Annotated in this window: 22 protein-coding genes; 19 read left to right on the top strand and 3 right to left on the bottom strand. The window is 65.3% G+C overall.

All coding sequences use genetic code 11. From position 1 onward, the window contains the following. Positions 1 to 230: 230 nt before the first annotated feature. From pyrC to ACT2B0_RS10525, 10 genes are all read left to right on the top strand, one after another. Positions 231 to 1,220 carry a dihydroorotase gene (gene pyrC / locus ACT2B0_RS10570; protein ID WP_473465909.1) on the top strand — a complete coding sequence of 330 codons (990 nt, stop codon included), beginning with the start codon at positions 231 to 233 and terminating at the stop codon, positions 1,218 to 1,220. 46 nt (positions 1,221 to 1,266) lie between these two features. Continuing rightward, positions 1,267 to 1,962: an orotate phosphoribosyltransferase gene (locus ACT2B0_RS10565; RefSeq protein ID WP_473464449.1), complete on the top strand. Its 696-nt coding sequence runs from the start codon at positions 1,267 to 1,269 to the stop codon at positions 1,960 to 1,962. Positions 1,963 to 2,040: 78 nt separating this feature from the next. Further along, positions 2,041 to 4,047, top strand: a complete 2,007-nt coding sequence (locus ACT2B0_RS10560; protein ID WP_473464447.1) for a helix-turn-helix transcriptional regulator — start codon at positions 2,041 to 2,043, stop codon at positions 4,045 to 4,047. Positions 4,048 to 4,199: 152 nt separating this feature from the next. Further along, complete coding sequence (locus ACT2B0_RS10555) at positions 4,200 to 5,228, top strand: ABC transporter permease (RefSeq protein WP_473464445.1); 1,029 nt, start codon at positions 4,200 to 4,202, stop codon at positions 5,226 to 5,228. Continuing rightward, positions 5,228 to 6,103, top strand: coding sequence for an ABC transporter permease (locus tag ACT2B0_RS10550; protein ID WP_473464444.1), 876 nt, complete (start codon positions 5,228 to 5,230; stop codon positions 6,101 to 6,103). The genes ACT2B0_RS10555 and ACT2B0_RS10550 overlap by 1 nt, the downstream gene beginning before the upstream one ends. A gap of 2 nt (positions 6,104 to 6,105) precedes the next feature. Beyond that, on the top strand, positions 6,106 to 7,785 hold the full coding sequence (gene nikE, locus ACT2B0_RS10545; protein WP_473464442.1) for a nickel ABC transporter ATP-binding protein NikE: 1,680 nt from the start codon (positions 6,106 to 6,108) through the stop codon (positions 7,783 to 7,785). 33 nt (positions 7,786 to 7,818) lie between these two features. Next, positions 7,819 to 9,387, top strand: coding sequence for a hydantoinase/oxoprolinase N-terminal domain-containing protein (locus ACT2B0_RS10540; protein ID WP_473464439.1), 1,569 nt, complete (start codon positions 7,819 to 7,821; stop codon positions 9,385 to 9,387). Next, complete coding sequence (locus ACT2B0_RS10535) at positions 9,371 to 10,495, top strand: DUF917 domain-containing protein (RefSeq protein WP_473464437.1); 1,125 nt, start codon at positions 9,371 to 9,373, stop codon at positions 10,493 to 10,495. The genes ACT2B0_RS10540 and ACT2B0_RS10535 overlap by 17 nt, the downstream gene beginning before the upstream one ends. Beyond that, positions 10,492 to 11,586: a DUF917 domain-containing protein gene (locus ACT2B0_RS10530; RefSeq protein ID WP_473464436.1), complete on the top strand. Its 1,095-nt coding sequence runs from the start codon at positions 10,492 to 10,494 to the stop codon at positions 11,584 to 11,586. The genes ACT2B0_RS10535 and ACT2B0_RS10530 overlap by 4 nt, the downstream gene beginning before the upstream one ends. A gap of 48 nt (positions 11,587 to 11,634) precedes the next feature. Then, positions 11,635 to 13,197: an ABC transporter substrate-binding protein gene (locus tag ACT2B0_RS10525; protein ID WP_481658483.1), complete on the top strand. Its 1,563-nt coding sequence runs from the start codon at positions 11,635 to 11,637 to the stop codon at positions 13,195 to 13,197. Between the two features lie 153 nt (positions 13,198 to 13,350). Here ACT2B0_RS10525 and ACT2B0_RS10520 read toward each other — a convergent pair whose 3' ends face one another. Further along, complete coding sequence (locus ACT2B0_RS10520) at positions 13,351 to 14,055, bottom strand: GntR family transcriptional regulator (protein WP_473464432.1); 705 nt, start codon at positions 14,053 to 14,055, stop codon at positions 13,351 to 13,353. 251 nt (positions 14,056 to 14,306) lie between these two features. Here ACT2B0_RS10520 and trpB point away from each other — a divergent pair, with 251 nt between their 5' ends. Genes trpB through trpA form a run of 4 tightly spaced genes read left to right on the top strand, consistent with a single transcriptional unit; the run spans position 14,307 to position 16,968 of the window. Continuing rightward, entirely contained in the window at positions 14,307 to 15,533 is a 1,227-nt protein-coding gene (gene trpB, locus ACT2B0_RS10515; RefSeq protein ID WP_473464430.1) for a tryptophan synthase subunit beta, read from the top strand. 31 nt (positions 15,534 to 15,564) lie between these two features. Then, on the top strand, positions 15,565 to 15,804 hold the full coding sequence (locus tag ACT2B0_RS10510; RefSeq protein WP_473464429.1) for a hypothetical protein: 240 nt from the start codon (positions 15,565 to 15,567) through the stop codon (positions 15,802 to 15,804). Beyond that, entirely contained in the window at positions 15,794 to 16,141 is a 348-nt protein-coding gene (gene cutA, locus ACT2B0_RS10505) for a divalent-cation tolerance protein CutA (RefSeq protein WP_473464426.1), read from the top strand. The genes ACT2B0_RS10510 and cutA overlap by 11 nt, the downstream gene beginning before the upstream one ends. Beyond that, positions 16,138 to 16,968 carry a tryptophan synthase subunit alpha gene (gene trpA / locus ACT2B0_RS10500; protein ID WP_473464424.1) on the top strand — a complete coding sequence of 277 codons (831 nt, stop codon included), beginning with the start codon at positions 16,138 to 16,140 and terminating at the stop codon, positions 16,966 to 16,968. The genes cutA and trpA overlap by 4 nt, the downstream gene beginning before the upstream one ends. A 49-nt stretch (positions 16,969 to 17,017) precedes the next feature. Here trpA and hemN read toward each other — a convergent pair whose 3' ends face one another. Next, a complete protein-coding gene (hemN, locus tag ACT2B0_RS10495; protein ID WP_473464423.1) occupies positions 17,018 to 18,367 on the bottom strand; it encodes an oxygen-independent coproporphyrinogen III oxidase in 1,350 nt (449 codons plus the stop codon). A 177-nt stretch (positions 18,368 to 18,544) separates the two neighbouring features. Between hemN and ACT2B0_RS10490 the strand changes: the two genes are divergently transcribed. Beyond that, positions 18,545 to 19,273 (top strand): Crp/Fnr family transcriptional regulator, encoded by a 729-nt coding sequence (locus tag ACT2B0_RS10490; RefSeq protein WP_473464421.1) that lies wholly within the window; start codon positions 18,545 to 18,547, stop codon positions 19,271 to 19,273. Between the two features lie 48 nt (positions 19,274 to 19,321). Here the strand turns inward: ACT2B0_RS10490 and ACT2B0_RS10485 are convergent, their stop codons facing one another. After that, entirely contained in the window at positions 19,322 to 19,816 is a 495-nt protein-coding gene (locus ACT2B0_RS10485; protein WP_473464420.1) for a hemerythrin domain-containing protein, read from the bottom strand. A gap of 161 nt (positions 19,817 to 19,977) precedes the next feature. On the opposite strand from ACT2B0_RS10485, the gene ccoN reads away from it, so the two are divergent. From ccoN to ccoP, 4 genes are read left to right on the top strand one after another with little or no spacing between them, the layout of a single operon-like run. Continuing rightward, the gene (gene ccoN, locus ACT2B0_RS10480) at positions 19,978 to 21,594 is read left to right on the top strand and encodes a cytochrome-c oxidase, cbb3-type subunit I (RefSeq protein WP_473464418.1); all 1,617 of its coding nucleotides are present in this window, start codon (positions 19,978 to 19,980) and stop codon (positions 21,592 to 21,594) included. Positions 21,595 to 21,607: 13 nt separating this feature from the next. Then, positions 21,608 to 22,339 (top strand): cytochrome-c oxidase, cbb3-type subunit II, encoded by a 732-nt coding sequence (gene ccoO / locus ACT2B0_RS10475; RefSeq protein ID WP_473464415.1) that lies wholly within the window; start codon positions 21,608 to 21,610, stop codon positions 22,337 to 22,339. After that, positions 22,339 to 22,500, top strand: coding sequence for a cbb3-type cytochrome oxidase subunit 3 (locus ACT2B0_RS10470; protein WP_106571781.1), 162 nt, complete (start codon positions 22,339 to 22,341; stop codon positions 22,498 to 22,500). The genes ccoO and ACT2B0_RS10470 overlap by 1 nt, the downstream gene beginning before the upstream one ends. A 3-nt stretch (positions 22,501 to 22,503) precedes the next feature. Continuing rightward, positions 22,504 to 23,364: a cytochrome-c oxidase, cbb3-type subunit III gene (gene ccoP, locus ACT2B0_RS10465; protein ID WP_473464411.1), complete on the top strand. Its 861-nt coding sequence runs from the start codon at positions 22,504 to 22,506 to the stop codon at positions 23,362 to 23,364. Positions 23,365 to 23,416: the final 52 nt, after the last annotated feature.

Below are 23,416 nucleotides of genomic sequence, written 5' to 3'. Positions count from 1 at the left end.
CGGGCGCTTCCGGCGGTGCCGACGTGAACAAAGTTGCGGATTTCGCGTGCTAGCCGGTTTTTTCGGGCGCGGCTTCATGGCATTGGGCTGCTATCGTTTCGAACCGGCTGGCGGCATGGCCGCGCGGCCCGCCGGGAAAGCGGAGCGCCGGCAAGGATCGGAAGCACAGCGTGGACAGCCTCACCATCACCAGACCCGACGATTGGCACCTGCATCTGCGCGACGGCGCGATGCTGGCGGGCGTTCTGCCCTATAGCGCGGCGCATTTTTCGCGCGCGATCATCATGCCGAACCTGGTGCCGCCGGTGGTGACCACGGCCGACGCGGCGGCCTATCGCAATCGCATCGAGATGGCGCTGCCGCCGGGATCGTCGTTCCAGCCACTGATGACGCTTTATCTGACCGAGGCGACCGACGCCGACGACGTCGCGCGCGGTTTTGCCGACGGGGTGGTGCGCGCGGTCAAGCTTTATCCCGCCGGGGCGACGACCAATTCGCAAAGCGGCGTGCGCGACATCGACAAGGTCGTGCCGGTGCTGGAGCGGATGGCCGAAATCGGCATGCCGCTTTGCATCCACGGCGAGGTGACCGACGCCGATGTCGATATTTTCGACCGCGAGGCGGTGTTCATCGAGCGCGTGCTGGAGCCGCTGCGCCGGCGCGTGCCGGGCCTGCGGGTGGTGATGGAGCACGTGACGACCAAGAACGGCGTCGACTACGTGCTGGCCAACCCCAAGGGGCTTGCGGCCACGATCACCACCCATCATCTGATCATCAACCGCAATGCGATCCTGGCCGGCGGCATCCGCCCGCATTATTACTGCCTTCCGGTCGCCAAGCGCGAAACCCACCGTCTGGCGCTGCGCGCGGCGGCGACGTCGGGCGACGCACGCTTTTTCCTGGGAACCGATTCCGCCCCCCATACCGATGCGTCGAAGCAAACCGCCTGCGGCTGCGCCGGCATCTTTTCGGCCATCAACACCATGGCCTGTCTGGCGCATGTGTTCGAGGAGGAAAAGGCGCTCGACCGGCTCGAGGCCTTCACCTCGCTCAACGGCCCGGCCTTTTACGGCCTGCCGCCGAACGAGGCGCGGATGGTCTTGAGGCGCGCCGCGGACCCGGTCGCCGTTCCGCCGCGCATCGAGACCGGCGAAGGCCCGGTAACGGTGTTCGATCCGATGTTTCCGCTCCACTGGTTCGTGGCCGACGAGGTCGGCTAGAGCCCGGAGCGTCCGCACGAACCGTCACCAGCCCGAGGACGAACGCATGTTTTCCAACACTTTTCCCGAACGCGCGGTGATTTCGACCACCGTGGCCAGGATGTTGCTCGAGATCGAGGCCGTTCATTTCCGCGCCGACGAGCCCTATACGTTCACCTCGGGGCTGGCGAGCCCGGTCTATATCGACTGCCGCAAGCTGATCTCTTATCCGCGCATCCGCGCCACGCTGACGGACTTCGCGGCTTCGGTGATCCTGCGCGATGTCGGTTTCGAGCAGTTCGACGGTGTGGTCGGCGGCGAGACGGCCGGCATCCCGTTCGCGGCGTGGCTGTCGGATTCGCTCGGCCTGCCGATGCATTACGTGCGCAAGAAGCCCAAGGGGTTCGGCCGCGACGCGCAGATCGAAGGGGCGCCGGTCGAGGGCAAGCGTATCCTCCTCGTCGAGGACCTGACCACGGATGGCGGCAGCAAGATCAAGTTTGCCGAGGCGCTGAATGGGGCCGGCGCGCGCGTCACGGACACGTTTGCGGTGTTTTATTACGACATCTTTCCCGAAGCGCCCGCGCGGCTGAAGGCGGCCGGGATGCGGCTCCATTATCTGGCCACCTGGTGGGACATCCTGAAAGTCTGCAAGGACGAGGGCCGGTTCCCGCCAAATGTGCTGGCGGAGGTGGAAAGCTTCCTGAAGGCGCCGCTCGCCTGGTCGGCGGCCAATGGCGGCATCGCCGAGATCGCGGGCTGAATATTGGCGCCGGCATTGGACCGGCGCCCAAAATGCGGCATGGTCCCGGCCGACGACGCTTTCGGGGCAAAAAGGCGCATGGACGCGCAGGACGAGACGGAGACTGAACCCGCCGCACCACCGGGTGCCGTCCGGGCCGAAGGCGGGCCGGACGGCGACGCCGGCACGTTGATTGCGGCCGAACTGCTCGGACTGCTCTCCGATCCCCTAAGGACGCTGCTGGAGACGCTGGCGCGCGCGCCGGACGGCCTGGCCACGGACCGGGTCGATGCCGGGCGGCTGGTGGAGCTGTGCGACCGCTTTCCCGCCCTGGTGCGGGTCGACGCGGGCCGTGGCTTGCTCACCTTTCGCGCCGCCGAGGTCGCCGCGGCGTTCCGCGCCGCCGTTACGCCGGTGTTGGCACGGCAGGGAAACGACGCCGGCGCATCCGAAACAGGCGGCGCGCCGCGCAACGACGGTACCGTGGCGGCGATCCTGGCGGCGCAGAACCAAGGCGATTTCGACGAGGCGCTACGTCTGTTTTACGCCGGCGGCCGGGAATTCTTCATGCATTTCCATGGGCTGGACCAATGTCTTCAGGTTCTGGACGGATTTCCCGAGGACTGGCGCGATCGCCACAACGTGCTGGTCTTCGCCTACACCATGCATGCGCTCAAATCGGGCAATGTCAGCCGGGCGCGGCATCTGATTACTCGCCGCTTCGGCGCCGAGTCGCTGGACCTCAACCTGGTACTGGACGATCCGGCCCGTTTTCCGCTCGATTTCAGGCTGTTTCGGTTCCTGATGGCCATGTACGAGGACATCGCCATCACCGACAGGTCGCGGGCGCTGGTGTTCGATGCGCTCGGCGAGGTGCCGCTCGACGATCATCTGCAGCGCGGCAGCTTCTACAACGCCATGCTCGAAGTCGCGGTGCGCCGGCGCGAATATGACGCGGCCGACGAGATCGCCAGGCGGTCGCGCCATCATTACCGGCAGGCCGGCGCGCATCTGCTCGGCTTTTACGTCGATCTCTACCAGGCGATCCTGTGCCTGCTGCGCGGCGCGCTGACGGCCGCCGACGGCCATGCCCGCCATGGCGAGCAGACATTGGCCCGGGTTTCGTTCGACACCTCGTCCGACGGGCGCCTGCTCGGCCTGGTCAAGGCGGTGATCCGCTACGAGCAGGGCGATGTGCGCACCCTGGTGCGGTTTCTCAACGACGAGTTCGACCGGTTCGCCTATGGCGAGATCTGGCCGACGGTTGCCGAACTGGCGATCAATTATGGCGGCCAGGCGTTGAGCCGGCACGTGTCGAGCGCGGCGGCGCGGGTGTTTCTCGATAAATGGCGCGTGCAGGAATGGCGTTCGAACCGGTTCCGGCTGGTCATCACCCTGCGCGAGGTCACCATCCTGCAAAACGGCAATCGCTGGCAGGAGGCCGCCGACCTGCTCACCGCCGTGCAGGCGCGGGCGAACCGCACCTGGGTCGAAGGTGCGGTCGAAAACCTGATCCGTCTTGTCGATCCGCAGGAAATCGCGCTGGTGATGGCGTGGTTGCGTCATCTGATCTGGGAGGTGCCGAGGCGCCCGATGCTGCGCGACCAGATCGCCGCCCTGTTGAGCAACGATCACCTCACCGACCGTCAGCGCGTGACCCTGCGCCTGTGGTCGGCGCATCTGGCACGCCTTCACCGCGACATCACCGCTGCCCGGTCCGACATGCTGAAGGCGCTGGAGGCGTGCGCGCGGCTCGGCACGATCATGCCGCTGGCCGAAGAACCGCATCTCGTGAAGCCGCTTCTCGACGACAAGCGCATCGGCTCCTTCGTGCTGGTTTCCAACGATGTCCGACAGGCCGTGCGCCGGCTCAAGGCGCTCGACATGCCGGCCTCGGACGGGCCGCGGCGGGCGGGGCTGACGCGCAAGGAAATGAAGGTGCTGCTTTTGGTGGTGGAGGGCGGCACCAACAAGTTCGTCGCCCGCCAGCTCGGCCTGTCGGAGGCGACGGTGAAATTTCATCTCTCCAACATCTACCGCAAGATCGGCTGCCGGCGCCGGGCCGAGGCGATCGCCACCGCCAAGGCGCTGGGCTGGGTCGAATGAGCGGCCACAATCGACCAGTTTCCTCAAAAACCTATACCTATTCTATAAAAACCTATCCTATGTCGCCCTTGATCGACCAGCGGTGATCGCGACACACTTTCGGCAACGACAGCGCGGCAACACATGCCGCCACCAGGCGGAACCGGAGGCACATGAACACCAATTGGCTCGACGTCATGCTGCGGCGGCTGCTCGGCTTCGCCGGCGTCATGCTGGTCCTGTCGCTGATGATCTTCGTGCTGGCGCGGGTCGTGCCGGGCGATCCGGCCCGCATCGCGCTCGGTCCCAGCGCCACCCAGGAGCAGGTCGACGCAATGCGCCTGGAAATGGGGCTCGACGATCCGGTCCTGATCCAGTTCGTGAATTATGTCGGCGGCGCCCTGCGCGGCGATTTCGGCCGCTCGCTGATCTCCGGCAAGCCGGTGGCAAGCGAGATCCTCGAACTTCTGCCGGCGACGCTGGAACTCGTGCTGGTGACGGTATTCCTGATGATCGTGATTTCGGTGCCGCTCGGCGTCGTCACCGCGCGCTACCGCAACAGCTGGATCGACAATACCGGCCGTTTTTTCTCGATCATCGGCGTGACCATGCCGAGCTTCCTGTTCGCCATTCTTCTGCAGCTCGCGGCGGCGAACTTCTTTCCCGGCTGGCCGATCCTGGGGCGCATCGACTACACGCTGACCGTGCCGCAGGGGCCGACGGGTCTGCTGTTGATCGATTCGCTTGCCCATGGCCGTTTCGACGTTTTTTCCAGCGCGCTGCAGCATCTGGCGTTTCCGGCGCTGGCGCTGGCCATGGCCGGTATCGGGCAGGTCACCCGCATCACCCGCTCGGCGATGATCGAGCACCAGCGCCGCGATCACGTGCTGACGCTGAAATCCTTCGGCGTGCCCGACCGGGTGATCATCTTCCGCTATTTGCTGAAACTGTCCTCGATCGCGCCGCTGACCATCATGGGGCTGGAATTCGCCTCGCTGATCGGCAACGCCTTCGTCGTCGAACTGGTGTTTTCGTGGGGCGGGTTCGCCTCCTACGGGCTGGAGGCGATCCTGCAAAAGGACCTCAACGCCGTCATGGCCGTGGTGCTGGTCTCCGGGTTCTTTTTCATCGTCGCCAATCTGATCATCGACGTGGTGCTGCTGATGATCGACCCGCGCCTGCGTTTCAAGGAGGCGCGCTGATGACGGTTCCCGCGATGCCGCAGCCCGAGGCGCTGTCGACCCGCTATATGGCCTGGTACCGTTTCACCCGCAATCCGGCGGCGGTGATCGGCGCGTTCATGGTGGCGACCGTCATCCTGGCCGCGATCTTCGCGCCGCTGATCGCCCCCTATCCGGACCATGTCGGGGCGGTGGTCGACTTCCGCAACCGTCATGCCGCGCCCGATCTGGCCCATCTTCTGGGCACCGACAAGGTCGGACGCGACATTCTGAGCCGGGTCGTGTTCGGCTTTCGGGTGTCGCTGCTTCTGGTCGTCGGCGTGCTTGGCGTGGCGGTGCCGGTCGGGGCGGCGCTGGGCCTGGCCGCCGGCTATTTCAGCGGCCTGACCGAGCGCATCATCACCGGCTTCACCAATGTCATGCTGGCGATCCCGCCGCTGGTCATGGCGCTGGCGATCGGCAACGTTTTGGAGCCCAACCTGGTCAACGCCATGCTGGCGATCACGCTGTTGTGGTGGACCTGGCATGCGCGGCTCGTCTACCGGGTGTCGAAATCGATCGCGGCGGAGGATTTCATCGAGGCCGCCAGGCTCGCCGGCGCCAGCCACTGGCACATCCTGACGCGCGAGATCCTGCCGAACTGCATCTCGGTGATCTCGGTCAAGACGACGCTGGACGCCGCCTTCGTCATCCTGTTCGGCGCGACCTTGTCCTTCCTCGGGCTTGGCGTGAAGCCGCCGACGCCCGATCTCGGCTCGATGGTTGCCGACGGTCGGCAGTTCCTGCCGGAAATGTGGTGGGAGGTGCTGGCGCCGGGTTTCGCCATTTTCTACGCCACGCTCGGCTTCAACCTGCTCGGCGACGGGCTGCGCGACATGTTCGACGTGGAGGCGTGAAGATGGACACCCTTCTCGACATCCGCGATCTCGACGTCGCCTTCCGCACCTACGGTTACCGCGCCCACGTTCTCAAGAACGTCTCCTTGTCGATCCCCGAGGGCGGGCGTGTGGCGCTGATCGGCGAGACCGGGTCCGGCAAGTCGGTGACGGCCAAGTCGATCCTCGGCACCCTGCCGGGCAACGCCCATGTGGAAGGCGGTTCGATCCTGTTCGAGGGCCGCGACGTGCTGCAGCTTGCCGAAGCCGAGCGCGACCGCATGAAGGGCACGTCCTTTTCGGTGATCATGCAGGACCCGCTCTCCTCCTTCAATCCGGTCTTCCGCATCGGACGCCATCTCGACGACGTGATGCGTTTCGCCGATATGCGGCTGGGCGAACGCTCCGGCGCGGCGGAGCGCCAAAAACGCATCTACGAGGTGCTGCGCAAGGTCCAGCTGTCCGATCCCGAACGGGTGTTTTCGGCCTATCCGGCGCAATTGTCGGGCGGCATGCGCCAGCGCGTGCTGATCGCGCTTGCGCTGTTGCACCAGCCCAAGCTGCTGATCGCCGACGAGCCGGGCACGGCGCTCGACGTCACCACCCAGGACGAGATCATGAAGCTGATCAACCGGCTGGTCTCCGAAAACGGCCTGTCATTGTTGATGATCACCCATAATCTCGGCGTGGTGCGCCAGATGGCCGACGACATCTATGTCATGCGCCACGGCGAAATCGTCGAGCACGGGCCGCTGCGTCAACTCTTCACCAGTCCGCGCGAGGCCTATACGCGCGAACTCGTCGATGCGATCCCGCCGCTCTACGGGCCCAAAGTGGTCGACCAGCCTCCTGTCGAGGGCGAGACGATCATCGCGCTCGAGGGCGTGTCGAAGGTGTTTTCCGAGCGCCGGCTGATCGGGCGCGGCAGCGAACACACCGCCGTCAAGGACGTCGATCTGGCGATCCGCAAGGGTGAGATTTTCGGGCTGGCGGGCGAATCCGGCTCCGGCAAGACCACTGTCGCGCGCATGATCATGGGACTGATCGCGCCAAGCGCCGGCTCCATCACCGTCGACGGCGTGACGATGGCCGGGACCGGGCGCAGCGACGCCTTCCGCCACCTGACCCAGATTGTCTACCAGAATCCCGGCACCTCGCTGAACCCGAAACGCACGGTCGGACAGACGCTGTCGGTGCCGCTGCGTTTTGCCGGGCTCGAGCGGGCGCGTTTCGACGCGCGGATCGCCGAATTGCTGCGCCATGTCGACCTGCCGGCGCATTACGTGTCGAAATATCCGCACGAACTGTCCGGCGGCCAGAAGCAGCGCGTGGCGATCGCCCGCGCGCTGGCAGCCAATCCCAAGATCATCGTGCTCGACGAGCCGACCTCGGCGCTCGACGTGTCGGTGCAGAAAAACGTCATCGCGCTTTTGCAGCGCCTGCGCGACGAGCTGGGCCTGACCTACCTGTTCATCTCGCACGATTTGTCACTGATGCGCAATTTCTGCAGCCGGATCGCTGTGATGCTGCGCGGCGAACTGGTGGAGGAGGGCGAGCCGAAGACGGTCTTCGCCGACCCGGCCCATCCCTATACGCGCGCGCTGATCGCGGCCGTTCCGGTGATGGGCGACGAGGAAGAACAGATGAAACCCTTCGTCTCGGCGGAGGAAAGACAACGATTTCTTGTCGATGCGGTCGCCTGAGCGCCGCCGGCAAATCACGAAAGGAGAAATGCGGTGTATCGTCTGGGTATCGACGTAGGGGGAACCAATACCGACGCGGTGGTCATGCATGACCGCGAGGTGCTTGCCGGCGTGAAGGCGGCGACCACGGAGGACGTGACCTCCGGCGTTCTGGAAGCGCTGGAAAACGTGCTGTCGAAGGCCGGCGTCGACCGCGCCAAGATCGCCAATGTGATGATCGGCACCACGCATTTCACCAACGCCGTCATCGAACGCAAGCATATCAGCCCGGTGGCCGCGATCCGGCTCGGCCTGCCGGCGACCGCCTGCCTGCCGCCGATGGTCGACTGGCCGCAGGACTTGCGGGAAGCGGCGGGCGACCTGGGCTATCTGGTGCGCGGCGGTTACGAATTCGACGGGCGCGAGATCGCGCCGCTCGACGGCGAGGAGATCGACCGCATCGCCGACGACATTCTGGCCAAGAAGATCAGCACGGCCTCGATCAGCTCGGTCTTCAGCCCGATCAACCGGCAGATGGAGCTCGACGCCAGGGACCGGCTGTTGAAAAAATGCCCCGACCTGCAGGTGGTGTTGTCGTCGGATATCGGTCGCATCGGGCTCTTGGAGCGTGAAAGCGCGGCGATCATGAACGCCAGCCTGCTCGCGCTGAGCGAGCGCACGGTCGACGCCTTTGGTTCGGCGCTGAAATCGACCGGCCTGCACTGCCCGTTTTTCATCACCCAGAACGACGGCACGCTGATGGACGCGGCGACGGTCAAGCGCTTCCCGGTGCTGACCTTCGCGTCCGGGCCGACCAATTCGATGCGCGGCGCGGCGTTTTTGACCGGCATCAAGAACGGCATCGTCGTCGATATCGGCGGTACGACCACCGATGTCGGCGCGCTGCAACTGGGCTTTCCGCGCCAGGCCGCGACGGTGGTCGACATTGGCGGCGTGCGGACCAATTTCCGCATGCCGGACGTGTTTTCGATCGGACTGGGCGGCGGCTCGCTGGTGCGGCGCGGTCCCGACGGAGCGGTGACGGTCGGTCCGCAATCGGTCGGCTACCGCCTGACCCGCGAGGCGCTGGTGTTTGGCGGCGACACGCTGACGGCGACCGACATCGCGGTCGCCCTCGGCGAAGCCGAGATCGGCGACAAGTCCAGGGTCGCTTCGGTCGATGCCGGTCTCGCGCAAGGCGCACGCGACGCCATGACGGCGATGCTGGAGGCGGCGGTGGAGCGCAGCCGGATCTCGCCCGAACCGCTGCCGGTGATCGCGGTCGGCGGCGGCTCGATCCTGATGCCGGACCGGCTCGGCGAGCTCGAGGTTCTGCGGCCGGATCATTTCGCCGTCGCCAACGCCGTCGGCGCGGCGATCGCACAGATCAGCGGCGAGGTCGACCGGATCTATTCGCTGGAAAACGGGCTGACGCGGGAAAGCTGCCTGCAACAGGCGGAGGAGGAGGCCACCAAAAAGGCGATCGGCGCCGGCGCCGCCGCCGCCACGATCGAGGTCATCGAGCGCGAGGACGTGCCCTTGGCCTATCTGCCGGGCAACGCGACGCGCATCCACGTCAAGGTGGTCGGCGAGATGGGAGGCGGCGATGCTCTCCCGGCCTGACAAACTCTGGACGTTGACGGAAGCCGACATCGAGGCGCTGGAGATCGGCTCGGCGATCCTGGGCACCGGCGGCGGCGGCAATCCCTATATCGGCAAACTCAGGGCGCGCCAGGCATTGCGCGCCGGCAACACGCTCAGCGTGATCAAGATGGAGGATCTGCCCGACGACGCCAAGGTGGTGTCGCTCGGCGGCATCGGCGCGCCGCTGATTTCGTTCGAGCGCATCAAGGAAGGCCGCGAGGGGCTGCGCTGCGTGCGCGCGCTGGAGGAGCGCCTCGGTTTCAAGGCCGACGCGATCGCCTGCGAGGAAATCGGCGGCCAGAACGCGATGGAGCCGCTGATCACCGCCTCGCTGGCCGGGCTGCCGGTGGTCGACGGCGACGGCATGGGGCGCGCCTTTCCCGAAATGCAGATGACGACCTATTCGATCTACGGCCACCGGTCGACGCCGTCGGTGATGTGCGACCCGCATGGCAATGTCGTCATTTTCGACCATGCGATCTCGGAGAAATGGCACGAGCGCATGGCGCGCGCCTGCGTGATCTCGCAGGGCGGGGCTTCGACGCTGGCCAGCGCGCCGATGAGCGGCGCCTTCGTCAAGCAGTTCTCCATCCCCGAGTCCTACACCAAGGCGGTGGCGCTGGGCCGCGCGGTGATCGAGGCGCGTCAGCGCCACGCCGACCCGATCGCCGCAATCTGCGAGATGGAGAGCGGGCAGGTCTGCTTCACCGGCAAGATCAAGGACCTCAAGCGGCACCTGAAGGGCGGCTTCGTCACCGGCGAGGCGATCATCGAAGGCTTCGACGGCTGTAACGACCAGACGGCCGCAGTGCTGATCCAGAACGAGAACCTGGTGTTCAAGCGCGACGGCGTGGTCGAGATCGCCGTGCCCGACCTGATCATCATTCTCGACATCGACACCGGCAACGCCATCACCACCGAAATGCTGCGCTACGGCCAGCGGGTCGCGGTGGTGGCCTTGCCCTGCCACCCGCTTCTGCGCACGCCCGAGGCGCTGGAGGTCGTCGGCCCGAAGGGATTCGGCTTCGACGACATCGCCTACCGGCCGATGGAAGCCGATGATCCGACACATGGGAGCGCCACATGACGACATTCACCGTTTCGGCCGACGATATGGAGCCGATCGCGCTGGGCGGCGCGTTTTTGGGAACCGGCGGCGGCGGCGACCCGCATATCGGCAAGCTGATGGCGCGCGCGGCGATCGAGCAATACGGTCCGGTGCGTGTGATCGACGCCGAGGAGGTTGCCGACGACGCTTTATGCGTGCCGGTGGCGATGATGGGCGCGCCGACGGTGATGGTGGAAAAACTGCCGCGCGGCGACGAGGCGCGCGAGGCGCTGGCCCAGCTCGAGACCTTTCTCGGGCGCAAGGCCGACGCGCTGATCTGCATCGAGGCGGGCGGGCTCAACTCGACCATTCCCTTCGCGGTCGCCGCGGCGACCGGGCTGCCGCTGATCGACGGCGACGGCATGGGGCGTGCCTTTCCCGAGCTGCAGATGGTGAGCTTCACCATGCACGGGGTGGCGGCCACGCCGATGGTGATCGCCGACGAAAAGGGCAATTCCTCCGTCATCAACACGATCTCGAACCAGTGGACGGAAAAGCTGGCGCGCGCCCAGACCGTGGAGATGGGCGGCGCGGCGCTGGTGGCGATCTATCCCATGCCGGGCGCGCGCATGAAGAAGGGGATCTTGCGCAACACGCTCTCGCTGATCAAGGAGGTCGGCGAGACGATCGCCACCGAGCGGGCGCAAAACCGCAATCCGGCCGAGGCGCTGATCACAAGGCTCGACGGGCGGCGCCTGTTTACCGCCCGCGTGGTCGATATCGAGCGGCGCACGACCGGCGGGTTCGCGCGCGGCAAGGCGATCCTGAAGGGGGTCGACGCCGATCAGGGGCGCAGTTTCTCGGTCGAATTCCAGAACGAGTTCCTGATTGCCCGCGACGGCGAGGGCACCGCGCTTGCCACCACGCCCGACCTGATCTGCGCCCTCGACGCCGATGGCGGACTGCCGATCACCACCGAGCAGCTTCGCTACGGGCTTGCCCTGTCGTTCATCGGCATGCCGAGCGATCCGCAATGGCGCACCAAGGCGGGACTCGACCTCGTTGGCCCGCGCTACTTCGGCTACGACCAGGATTTCGTTCCCCTGGAAAAGCTGACCAAAGCCGCCTGACGTTCAAGAACCGCAACTATAAATCCAGAGGAGAAAGTCATGAAACATATGCTTCCAGTCGCATTTGCAGCCCTCCTGGGCACCAGCGCGCTGGCGCCGGCGGCCCTTGCCCAGGACAAGGTGTCGTTGGTCGTCAACGCGGTGCAGATCTTCGGCACGGTCGATCCCGCCAAGGTCAACGACTACACCGAATATATGGCGATCGTGAATCTCTACGACGCGCTGACCACCGTCGACGCGACGGGCGCGGTGGTGCCGCAGCTCGCCGAAAGCTGGGAGATTTCGGACGACAGCAAGACCTACACCTTCAAGCTGAAAGCCGACGCGACCTTCCAGGACGGCAGCCCGGTCGAGGCCAAGGACGTGGTCTATTCCATGCAGCGCCTGCTGTCGATCAACGAAGGCCCGGCCTATCTGTTTACCGGCCTGGTGGAGCCGGACGCCGTCAAGGCGCTCGACGATCACACGGTCGAGATCACGCTCAACCGCGTCTATGCGCCGTTCATCTCCAACACGCCGTTGATCCTGGTCGTCAATTCCGACCTGGTGAAGGAAAAGAGCGACGAGGAATGGGGCGAGACCTATCTGGCCGACGCCTCGGCCGGCGCGGGGCCCTACAATCTGGCGAGCTGGACGCGTGGCTCGCAGATGGTGATGGAACGCTACGGCGACTACCACATGGGCTGGCCGAAGCAGAAGCCGATCGACGAGTTGCGGTTCGTGATCACGCGCGACGAGGCGACCGTCAAGGCGCTCGCCACCAAGGGCGAGCTGGGCATGTCGTCGCAGTACCAGTCGAACGAAACCTATGACGCGATCGACAAGCTCGACAATTACAAGATCATCGCCGCCGACACGGCGACCGGCTTCTACATCAAGCTCAACAACCAGGTGGCGCCGACCGACGACGTCCATATTCGCCGGGCGATCGCCTATGCGACCGACTACGCCACGATCCGGGACGTGATCTATCCGGGCGGCGAGTTGAAGGGGCCGTTGGCGCCGGTGTTCGCCGACGCCCATCTCGACAGCCTGCCGTCGCCGGAATTCAACCTGGAGAAGGCCAAGGAAGAGGTCGCCAAGTCGAAATATGCCGGCGACACGCCGATCAAACTCGCCCACGCCTATGTCGCCAAGACCGCGTTCGAGGAAGAGATCGGGTTGCTGCTCAAGTCGACGCTCGAGACCATCGGCTTCGAGGTCGAACTGCAGCCGGAGCCGTGGAACCGGATCACCGAACTGGCCTCGGCGGTCGACACGACGCCGGCTTCGACCCAGGTCTTCTACGGGCCGACCTATCCGTCCCCGGATTCCGTCTTCTACGTCCAGTACCATTCCAAGGCGAAGGGCACGTGGTCGTCGATGGAATGGGTGATGGATCCCGAGATCGACGCGCTGATCGACAAGTCGCGCGGCGAGACCGATGTCGAGGCCCGCAACGCGATCTACAAGGAAATCCAGCAGAAACTGCATGACCGGCAGTCCGACATCTATCTGCTGACCCAGAAGAAGCGCTTCGCCGCCAATAGCTGCCTGCAGGGTTATGCCTGGGTGCCGATGCAGAGCTGGGATACGGATTTCTCGCGCTTCTGGTGGGATTGCGAAGGCTAGCCGGTACCACCGGTTGGAGCGAACGGCCGGCGCCCCGTGCGCCGGTCGTTTTTGTTTCAGTACCGATTCAGGTCCTTGCCGACGTGAGTCGGCTTTTGGGTGTATTTATCTGAATCAATTTGATTTTCCGTCGCGGCGGCGGCTCGGCGTCCGTCAGTCGTCGAAACGGAAATAGCCGTCGCGCACCAGCGAATCGGAATATTCGACCGGCCGGTCTTCGGCGTCGACGACCAGCCGGCACAGCCGCAACAGGCAGGCACCGGGTTCCAGGCCGAGATCGGCGGCCTGGCCGGGCGAAGCGGCGACGGCCGAATAATGCTGCGTTCCGATCCTGAGCGTCGAGCCGGTGGCGCGGCGGATCAGATCGTAGAGCGAATCCCGCATCAGCCGGTCGACGGGCAGCGTGTCGGCCACCCATTGCGGCAGCACGCTGGACTGGCGGACGACGGCCCGCCCGTCGAGCAGCCGCAACCGTTCGATCTCCGTCACCGTCGTGCCGACGGGCAAGGCGAGCGCGCGGCTTTCGGCAAGGCCGGACCTGCGGCCGGCAACGCCCAGGACACGGGTTGCCGGCGTCATGCCGACCTGGCGGGCGGCGGTGGGGAAATCGTCGAGGTTACGCCCCTGGCTTTCGATGACGCGCGCGCAATAGCGGGCATTGCGACCCTGTCCCTTGTCGATCAACCCGTCACTTTGCATCAGCGCCAGCGCGCCGCGCACGGTGCGCCGGCTGACGCCGTACCCGCGGGCGAGTTCGCTTTCCGCCGGCAGGGCGTCGCCGCGGCGCCACAAGCCGGTGCGGAGTTCCGCGGCCAGACGCTGCGCCAGGCGCCGATAGGCGGGCAGCGTGCGGGTCACGACGCGCGGTCCATGATCGGACGCGCGGCGTCCGGCCTCGGGGAGGAAGGAGCCGGCCGCCGCCGGTCGATGCACGATAGGGACAAGTTGTTTACCTTCCTCAGGCGACAAGACGGTCGAAACCCGCCATTTCCGTGGGTCGAATCGCGAGTCGGCGGTGTTTCGGGTGTTTGACTTGTCACCTTATGCCATGCGCAGATAAAGGAATACAGACCGTTCCGGCCCCTTCGCCGCGTCAAGGACACCGCATCATGACCACCAGCGCCGCTCCCAGCTTGAATTCGTTCCGCGCCGGACCCGACGAAGCCGGCATGTTCGGCATTTTCGGCGGCAGGTTCGTCGCCGAGACGCTGATGCCGCTGATCCTCGATCTGCAGGACCATTGGCAGCGCGCGCGCAACGATGCCGAGTTTCAGGCCGAACTGGACGATCTGAACCGGCATTATACCGGCCGGCCGAGCCCGCTCTATTTCGCCGCGCGGCTGACGGAGCATCTCGGCGGGGCGAAGATCTATTTCAAGCGCGACGAACTCAACCATACCGGCTCGCACAAGATCAACAATTGCCTCGGCCAGATCCTGCTTGCCAAACGCATGGGCAAGACCCGCATCATCGCCGAGACCGGCGCGGGCCAGCACGGCGTGGCGACGGCGACGGTCGCGGCCCGTTTCGGGCTTGACTGCGTGGTCTATATGGGCGCGACCGATGTCGAACGACAGGCGCCGAACGTGTTCCGCATGAAGCTGCTCGGCGCGGAAGTGCGGCCGGTGACGTCCGGGCACGGCACGCTCAAGGACGCGATGAACGAGGCGCTGCGCGACTGGGTGACGAATGTCGAGGACACCTATTACCTGATCGGCACCGCCGCCGGCCCGCATCCCTATCCCGAGCTGGTGCGCGAGTTCCAGTCGGTGATCGGCCGCGAGACGCGCGAACAGATCTTGGTCGCGGAAGGGCGGCTGCCCGACCTCCTGGTTGCGGCCGTCGGCGGCGGATCGAACGCGATCGGGCTGTTTCATCCCTTCCTCGACGATCCCGATGTCGGCATGGTCGGCGTGGAGGCCGGCGGCAGGGGGCTGTCGGGCGAGGAGCATTGCGCCTCGCTGACGGCGGGCCGGCCCGGCGTCCTGCATGGTAACCGGACCTATCTGCTGCAGGACGACGACGGTCAAATCAAGGACGGGCATTCGATCTCGGCCGGGCTCGACTATCCCGGCATCGGCCCCGAGCATTCCTGGCTGAAGGAAGCGGGCCGCGTGGACTACGTGCCGATCCTGGACGACGAGGCGCTGGAGGCCTTTCAGCTCCTGACACGGCTCGAAGGCATCATTCCGGCACTGGAGCCGGCGCACGCGCTGGCCGAGGTAGTCAAGCGGGCGCCGACGATGGATCGCGAGGCCATCATCGTGATGAATCTGTGCGGGCGCGGCGACAAGGATATTTTCACCGTCGCCAAGATGCTCGGCCTGGATATGTGAAGGCAAGCCAGCGCACGGGAGGCGGATCGGCATGTTCGAGATCTATCGGTCAAGGCAGAACCGGCACCATTATGTCGCGATACGCGCCGACGACACGGGCGAGAACGCGCGCGGCATCCGTGAAAGCGGCAATCTGGCGTTCATGACCAGGATCGCCGACGACGACCGCCCGCGCATCGCCTTCGACGCCGACGAGGCAAAGAGCCGGATCGAGCGCGACGGATTTTATGCCTTCGCCGTCACCATCGAGGTGCGCGAACATGTCGAATGAACCGGCCGCGCCAGGCCGCGTCGTCGTCGAGTATCACGTCACGTTCGGCAATGGCGATGAGGCGCGCACGATGGCGCGCGCCGTGCTCGAAGCGCGTCTTGCCGCCTGCGCCAACATTTTCCAGGGCGTGCGCTCGCTCTACTGGTGGCAGGGCGAAATCGCCGAGGAGAACGAGGTGTCCGTCCTGTTCAAGACGAGTACGGCGCGCGCCGAGGCCCTGGCAACCTTCATCGCCGAGCGCCACCCCTATGACACGCCGGCCATCATCCGCCACGACGGCGGCAGCGCCAACGCCGCGTTCGCGCGCTGGATCGAAGAGGAAACGACACCATCATGACATCGACGCGCATCGACCGCCGCATGGCGGCGCTGAAGGAGCAAGGCCGTCCGGCCCTGGTCACCTACATGATGGGAGGCGACCCCGACTATGACAGCGCGCTTTCGGTGATGCGGGCCCTGCCACAGGCCGGCGCCGACATCATCGAACTCGGCATGCCGTTTTCAGATCCGATGGCCGACGGGCCGGCGATCCAGGCCGCGGGGCTGCGCGCGCTCAAGGGCGGCCAGACACTAAAAAAGACGCTCGCCATGGCCACGGATTTCCGCGCCGGCGACGACGAGACGCCGATCGTGTTGATGGGCTATTACAACCCGATCTACAGCTATGGCGTCGCGGCTTTCCTGAAAGACGCGAAGGCGGCCGGCATTGACGGGCTGATCGTGGTCGACCTGCCGCCGGAAATGGACGCCGAATTGTGCGTGCCGGCGCTGGAGGCGGGGCTCAACTTCATCCGGCTCGCAACCCCGACCACCGACGACAAGCGCCTGCCGACCGTGCTGCAGAACACGTCCGGCTTCGTCTACTACGTCTCCATGACGGGCATTACCGGCTCGGCCCTGCCCGATACGAGCCGGGTCGGCCAGGCGGTCGGGCGCATCAAGGCGCACACGCCGCTGCCGGTCTGCGTCGGCTTCGGGGTCAAGTCGCCCGAACAGGCCGCTGCGATCGCGGCGGCGGCCGACGGGGTGGTTGTGGGCACGGCGATCGTCAACACGGTCGCTGCCACGCTCGATGCGGACGGCCAGCGCGGCGCGGATCCGGCCGCCGCCGTCTCGTCGTTGGTGGCAAGCCTCAAGGCGGCGATGATCGAGGCGCGGGCCTGAGCTATACGGGCCGCGAAGGCGTCAACGGACCCGGCTTGACGGGGCGGGTCTATATGGCCGCCGAATGGCGTTTGGCGCCGACATCGAGATAGCGGTCGAAGCGCGCGGCGAGCGTGCGCACCAGCGGCCGCGCCTCCGGCCGGACGACGAAATCGCCGTCGCGCCGCTCCAGCATCGCGTCGGCGCCTTCGGCGGCGATTTGGCCCGCTTCGACGACGATCTCGCGGCCCTGCGCGCCGAACAAATCCTCGGCCTGGCGCGCGGAAAAGCTGAAATCGCACATCAGCCTTTCGATCACCCAGGAGCGGGCGCGATCGTCCTGCGAAAAGGCGATCCCACGGCAGGTGGCCAATTTGCCGCCGGCGACCAGCCGTTCATACTGGGCGGTGGCGGGCGTGTTTTGCAGATAACCCTGCGGCAGCCGGCTGATCGAGGACGGACCGAGGCCGATCAACGTCGCGCAATCGTCCTCCGTGTAGCCCTGGAAATTGCGGTGCAGGCGGCCCTGGCGCGCGGCCACGGCCAGGGGATCGCCGGGCAGGGCGAAATGGTCGAAGCCGATCGCCTGATAGCCGGCCGCCTCGATCAGGGCGCGGGCTTTCTGGAATTGCGCCAGACGTCCGGCGCCGTCGGGAAGCGCTGCCTCGTCGATCATGGTCTGGTGCTTCTTGAACCACGGCACGTGGGCGTAGCCGAACAGCGCGACGCGATCGGGCCCAAGCGACAGCGCCTGGCCGATCGTCGCCGTCAGGCTTTCGAGTGTCTGGTGCGGCAAGCCGTAAAGCAGATCGAGATTGACCGAGCGCGCGCCGTGCCGGCGCGCCTTGTCGACCACCGCGCTGGTCAGCGCGAAGCTCTGTTCGCGATTGATCGCCTTTTGCACCCTGGGGTCGAAATCCTGGACGCCGATGCTGGCGCGGCTCATGCCGATCGCCGCCAAGGCCTCGAAGCGGGCGTCGTCCATGTCGTTGGGATCGATCTCGACACTGATCTCGGCATCAGGCTTGAGGCCAAAAGCCGCGCGCAGCCGTTCGGCCAGCGCGACCAGGTCGTCCGGCCTGAGCATGGTCGGCGATCCGCCGCCGAAATGCAGCGCCTTGACCGAAACGTCCGGCTGCAACAGGTTTGCGACCGTGGCGATTTCCTGGTGAAGCGCCCGCAGATAGGTTTGCACGGGCCCGTAGCGCAGCGTCTGTTTGGTGTTGCAGGCACAAAACCAGCACAGTCGGTCGCAATAGGGAATGTGCACGTAAAGCGAGACCGGTTCGGTCGCCGGCAGAGCCTGGATCCAGTCCGCCGCGGTGGAGGCGTCGATCCCGGCGTGGAAATGCGGCGCGGTCGGATAGCTGGTATAGCGGGGCACCTGCTCGCCGGCGCGTGCGATGATGTCCTTGCGCATGGGGCCGTCTCCGATCGTCGTGGGCCTGAGATCAGGAACAGCCATGCCGAGCCTGATACGCCGGCGCTTTGATGTTGATCAAATTCACGATCAAAGCCGGAGAGAACGACAAACTGACGCGGGATTTGCGGCCGGGCCGATGCTATATGAGGTGCTGACTGCATTCGAGGCGGCGTGATGACGACCCGAAAAGACATCCACAATTCCGATATTCCTGTCCTGTGCCAGTCTTGCGAGGCGCGCCATGGCGGGGTGTGCGCCGCGCTCGACGAACAGCAGTTGCAGGCGCTGTCGAAGGCGTCGTGGAAACGCAAGGTGGAGCCGGGGACCGAGCTGGTCGGCGACGCCGAGGCGATCGATTCCTATTCCAACGTGCTTTCGGGCGTGGTCAAGCTCACCAAGGGACTCTCCGACGGGCGCCAGCAGATCGTCGGGCTGCAATTCGCGCCCGATTTTCTCGGTCGCCCCTTCAAGGTGGAAAGCAAGCTTGGCGCGGAGGCGACCACCGACGTGACCTTGTGCAGCTTTCCCAAAGCCGCGGTCGAGCGGATGATGCAGGAATCGCCCAAGCTCGAACACCGGCTCCTGCAGCAGACGCTGACCGAACTCGACGACGCGCGCGACTGGATGGTGACGCTCGGCCGCAAGACGGCCGGCGAGAAAGTGGCGAGCTTTCTGCTCCTGATCGCGCGCAACATCGATCCGACGCTTTCGCCGGAGGCCGAAAAGACCACGTTCGACCTGCCGCTGACCCGCGCCGACATCGCCGATTTTCTGGGTCTGACGATCGAGACGGTAAGCCGGCAGCTGACCAAGCTGCGCGCGGATGGGGTGATTGCGATCGAAAACAACCGTCGCGTCATTGTCGAGAGCCTGGAAAGGCTCGCGCTGCGCTGCGGCAACTGAGCCGGATCGCCGTCGCACGGGCGCGGGGCGGTGTGGAACGCTCATGGCCTAGCGATCGAGGATCGGCAGGATGTGGGCACGCTCGAAGGCGATGTGGCGGCGCATGGTTTCGAAAAAACCGCGTAGCATGAAGCCGACCGCCTCGGCATTGTCGATCGCCTGGCCATGCCCGATGCCGAGCAGGGTTTCGGTGACCTCATCGGCGAAACACTGGTCCTCGACATGCTCGGCCTTGAGACGCCGCAGGGTCTCCATGTCGGCATCCGCCGATGCCGCCAGCACCGCGGCATAGGCGGTAAAGATGTGCTTTTCCTCGTAGGCGTGAATCTGGCGGATCGACGGCGCCAGAATATTGGCGATCCGCAGGCATTCCATGCGGTCGATATTGTCGGGCAGATTGTCGGCGATCCGCTCCAGGGCGTGGCAAAGGTCGAGCTTGAAGCCGTGCGCGCGCCGCAGCAGCGCCGCCGGCGGCAAGCCGTTGTCGAGAGGAAAGGGCGAGGAAAAGCTCGTGTCCATGCTGCCGGTCGCCACGTTCCGCATCACTGTCCGTTCTGGTTATTCTGTTGGGCACAGTGGTCGCGGCCGATGCAATCGACCTTGACTCAGATCAAGGCATCAGGACGCTAGCTGCGTGAAGAGGCATGAAGCGGATCGCCGGGAGAGGGGATTCGTCGCTTGAGAGCATTGTCAGGGGATTCGCAATGAGACACGGCACCGCGATCGCAGGGATCGGCATTATGACCTTTCTTGCCCTGGTCGCAGCGGCCTTTGCGCGCGATGCGCAGTTCGCCGCCCATATGTGGGTACTGTTCTTCGTCCTGCTCGGGTCGGCCGTGGTGCTGTTGCGCAATACGAGCTTCTCGCCCGCGGGTCCGGTCGTGGAGGAACGCTCGGGCTATATGGACGGGCCAATTCGCTACGGCACGATCGCGACCATGTTTTGGGGCATCGCGGGTTTTCTCGTCGGTGTGGTGGTCGCCCTCCAGCTCGCCTTTCCCGACCTGAACATCGAACCCTGGCTGAGTTTCGGGCGGCTGCGGCCGGTGCATACCTCGGCGGTGGTCTTCGCCTTCGGCGGCAACGCGCTGATCGCCAGTTCATTCTACGTCGTCCAGCGCACCTGCCGGGCGCGGCTGTTTGGCGGCGATCTCGCCTGGTTTGTGTTCTGGGGCTACCAGCTCTTCATCGTTATGGCCGCCACCGGCTATCTGCTCGGCATCACGCAAAGCCGCGAATATGCCGAGCCGGAATGGTATGTCGATCTGTGGCTGACCGTCGTGTGGGTCGCCTATCTGGTCGTGTTCCTCGGCACCATCTTCAAGCGCAAGGAACCGCATATCTACGTCGCCAACTGGTTCTACCTGTCCTTCATCGTGACGATCGCGATGTTGCACGTGGTCAACAATCTGGCGATCCCGGTCTCGGTTTTCGGCAGCAAGAGCTATTCGGCCTTCGCCGGCGTACAGGACGCGCTGACGCAATGGTGGTACGGCCACAACGCCGTCGGTTTCTTCCTGACGGCGGGCTTTCTGGGGATGATGTATTATTTCGTGCCCAAGCAGGTGAACCGGCCGGTCTATTCCTACCGGCTATCGATCATCCATTTCTGGGCGCTGATCTTTCTCTATATCTGGGCGGGTCCGCACCATCTCCACTACACCGCGCTGCCCGACTGGGCGCAGACGCTCGGCATGGTGTTCTCGATCATGCTGTGGATGCCGTCCTGGGGCGGCATGATCAACGGCCTGATGACGCTGTCTGGCGCCTGGGACAAGCTCAGGACCGATCCGGTGCTGCGGCTGATGGTGCTGGCGATCGCCTTTTACGGCATGTCGACCTTCGAGGGCCCGATGATGTCGATCAAGGCCGTCAACTCGCTGTCGCACTATACCGACTGGACGATCGGCCACGTGCATTCCGGCGCGCTCGGCTGGGTCGGCATGATCTCGTTCGCGGCGGTCTATTACATGGTGCCGAAGCTGTGGTACCGCGAGCGGCTCTATTCGCTCAGGCTGGTGACCTGGCACTTCTGGCTGGCCACGCTCGGCATCGTCGTCTACGCGGCGGTGATGTGGGTGTCGGGCATCCAGCAGGGCCTGATGTGGCGCGAATACGACGATCAGGGCTTCCTGGTCTACTCGTTCGCCGAATCGGTCGCCGCGATGTTCCCGTACTACGTGGTCCGCGCCATGGGCGGCGCCCTCTACCTCACCGGCGCGCTGGTGATGGTATGGAACATCACCATGACGATCCTCGGCCATCAGCGCGAGGAAGCACCGATCGGCGGATCCGCACCCGCCCTCCAGCCGGCCGAATAGGGGAGCCCGCACGATGGGTTTGATGGACAAACACGAAATTATCGAAAAGAACGCCACGCTGCTTCTGGTGGGGTCGTTCCTGGTGGTCACGGTCGGCGGGATCGTCGAGATCGCGCCGCTGTTCTACCTGGAAAACACCATCGAGAAGGTGGAGGGCATGCGGCCCTATTCGCCGCTCGAACTGGCCGGGCGCAACATCTATGTCCGCGAGGGCTGCTATACGTGCCACTCGCAGATGATCCGCCCGTTCCGCGACGAGGTCGAGCGCTACGGCCATTACAGCCTGGCGGCGGAATCGATGTATGATCACCCGTTCCAATGGGGCTCGAAGCGCACGGGGCCGGATCTGGCCCGCGTCGGCGACCGCTACTCCAACGAGTGGCACGTCCAGCATCTGATCGAGCCGCGCTCGGTGGTGCCGGAATCGGTGATGCCGAGCTACGCGTTCCTGAAGGAAACGCCGCTGCCGGTCGACGAGATCGCCTATCATCTGAAGGCCAATCGGGGGGTCGGCGTTCCCTATAGCGACGAGATGATCGCCGAGGCCAAGGCAGACCTTGTCGCCCAGGCGGACCCGAACGCCGATACGTCGGGCGTCGAGGCGCGCTATCCGAAGGCCAAAGTCGGCGATTTCGACGGCAATCCGGCCGCGCTGACGGAGATGGACGCGCTTGTCGCCTATCTGCAGATGCTCGGCACGCTTGTCGACTTTTCCACCTATGACGAAGCTGCGGGATACCGGTGATGGAACGCTTCTTCAACTACGACACCATGCGCGCCTTCGCCGACAGCTGGGGGCTTTTGTTCCTGATGATCTTTTTCATCGGCGTCGTGCTGTTCGTCTTCCGGCCCGGAGGGCGCAAGGCGGCCGAGCGTGCGGCGCAGATCCCGCTGAAGGATGACTGAGGCATGAGCAAGGACCATATCGACGAGGTGACCGGGATCGAAACCACCGGTCACGAGTGGGACGGCATCCGCGAACTCAACAATCCCTTGCCGCGCTGGTGGGTGTGGACGTTTTACGCCACCATCGTTTGGTCGATCGGCTACACGATCGCCTATCCGGCCTGGCCTTTGATTTCGACGGCGACGACCGGCATGCTGGGCTATTCGAGCCGCCAGGACGTGCGCACCGAACTCGACGTGGCCGAGGCCGCCAAGGGCGACTATGTCGCGGCGGTGGCGAGCAAGGACGTTTCGGAGGTTCTGGCCGACGAACAGTTGCGCCAGTTCGCCGTGTCGGCCGGTTCGGCGGCCTTCAAGGTGAATTGCGTGCAATGCCACGGCTCGGGCGCACAGGGCTCGGCCGGCTATCCCAATCTCAACGACGACGAATGGTTGTGGGGCGGCTCGATCGAGCAGATCTATCAGACGATCGCCCACGGCGTCCGCTTCGCCGGCGATGACGAGACGCGGTTTTCCGAAATGCCGGCCTTCGACTATCTGGAGGGCAACCAGATCACGGATACGGCCAATTATGTGGCGTCGCTGTCGGGCGGCGCGGCCGATGCCGCGGCGGCCGAGCGCGGCAAGACGGTCTATGCCGACAATTGCGCGGCGTGCCACGGCGATGACGGGACGGGCATGGCCGATCTCGGCGCGCCGAACCTGACGGACGCGATCTGGCTCTACGGATCGACGGTAGCCGATATCGCCAGCCAGATGCGCGCCCCCAAGCACGGCGTGATGCCGGCCTGGGGCGAGCGGCTCGGCGACGTGACGGTCAAGGAACTGGCCGTCTACGTGCATTCGCTTGGCGGCGGCGAATAGGGCATGGCGGGAACCTCCCTATTCGTCCTGGGGCCGTCCGGGCGAGGGGGGT

The sequence above is a fragment of the Nitratireductor sp. J20-h4 genome, assembly GCF_056780505.1.
This window is presented reverse-complemented; position numbering and strand designations above follow the sequence as displayed.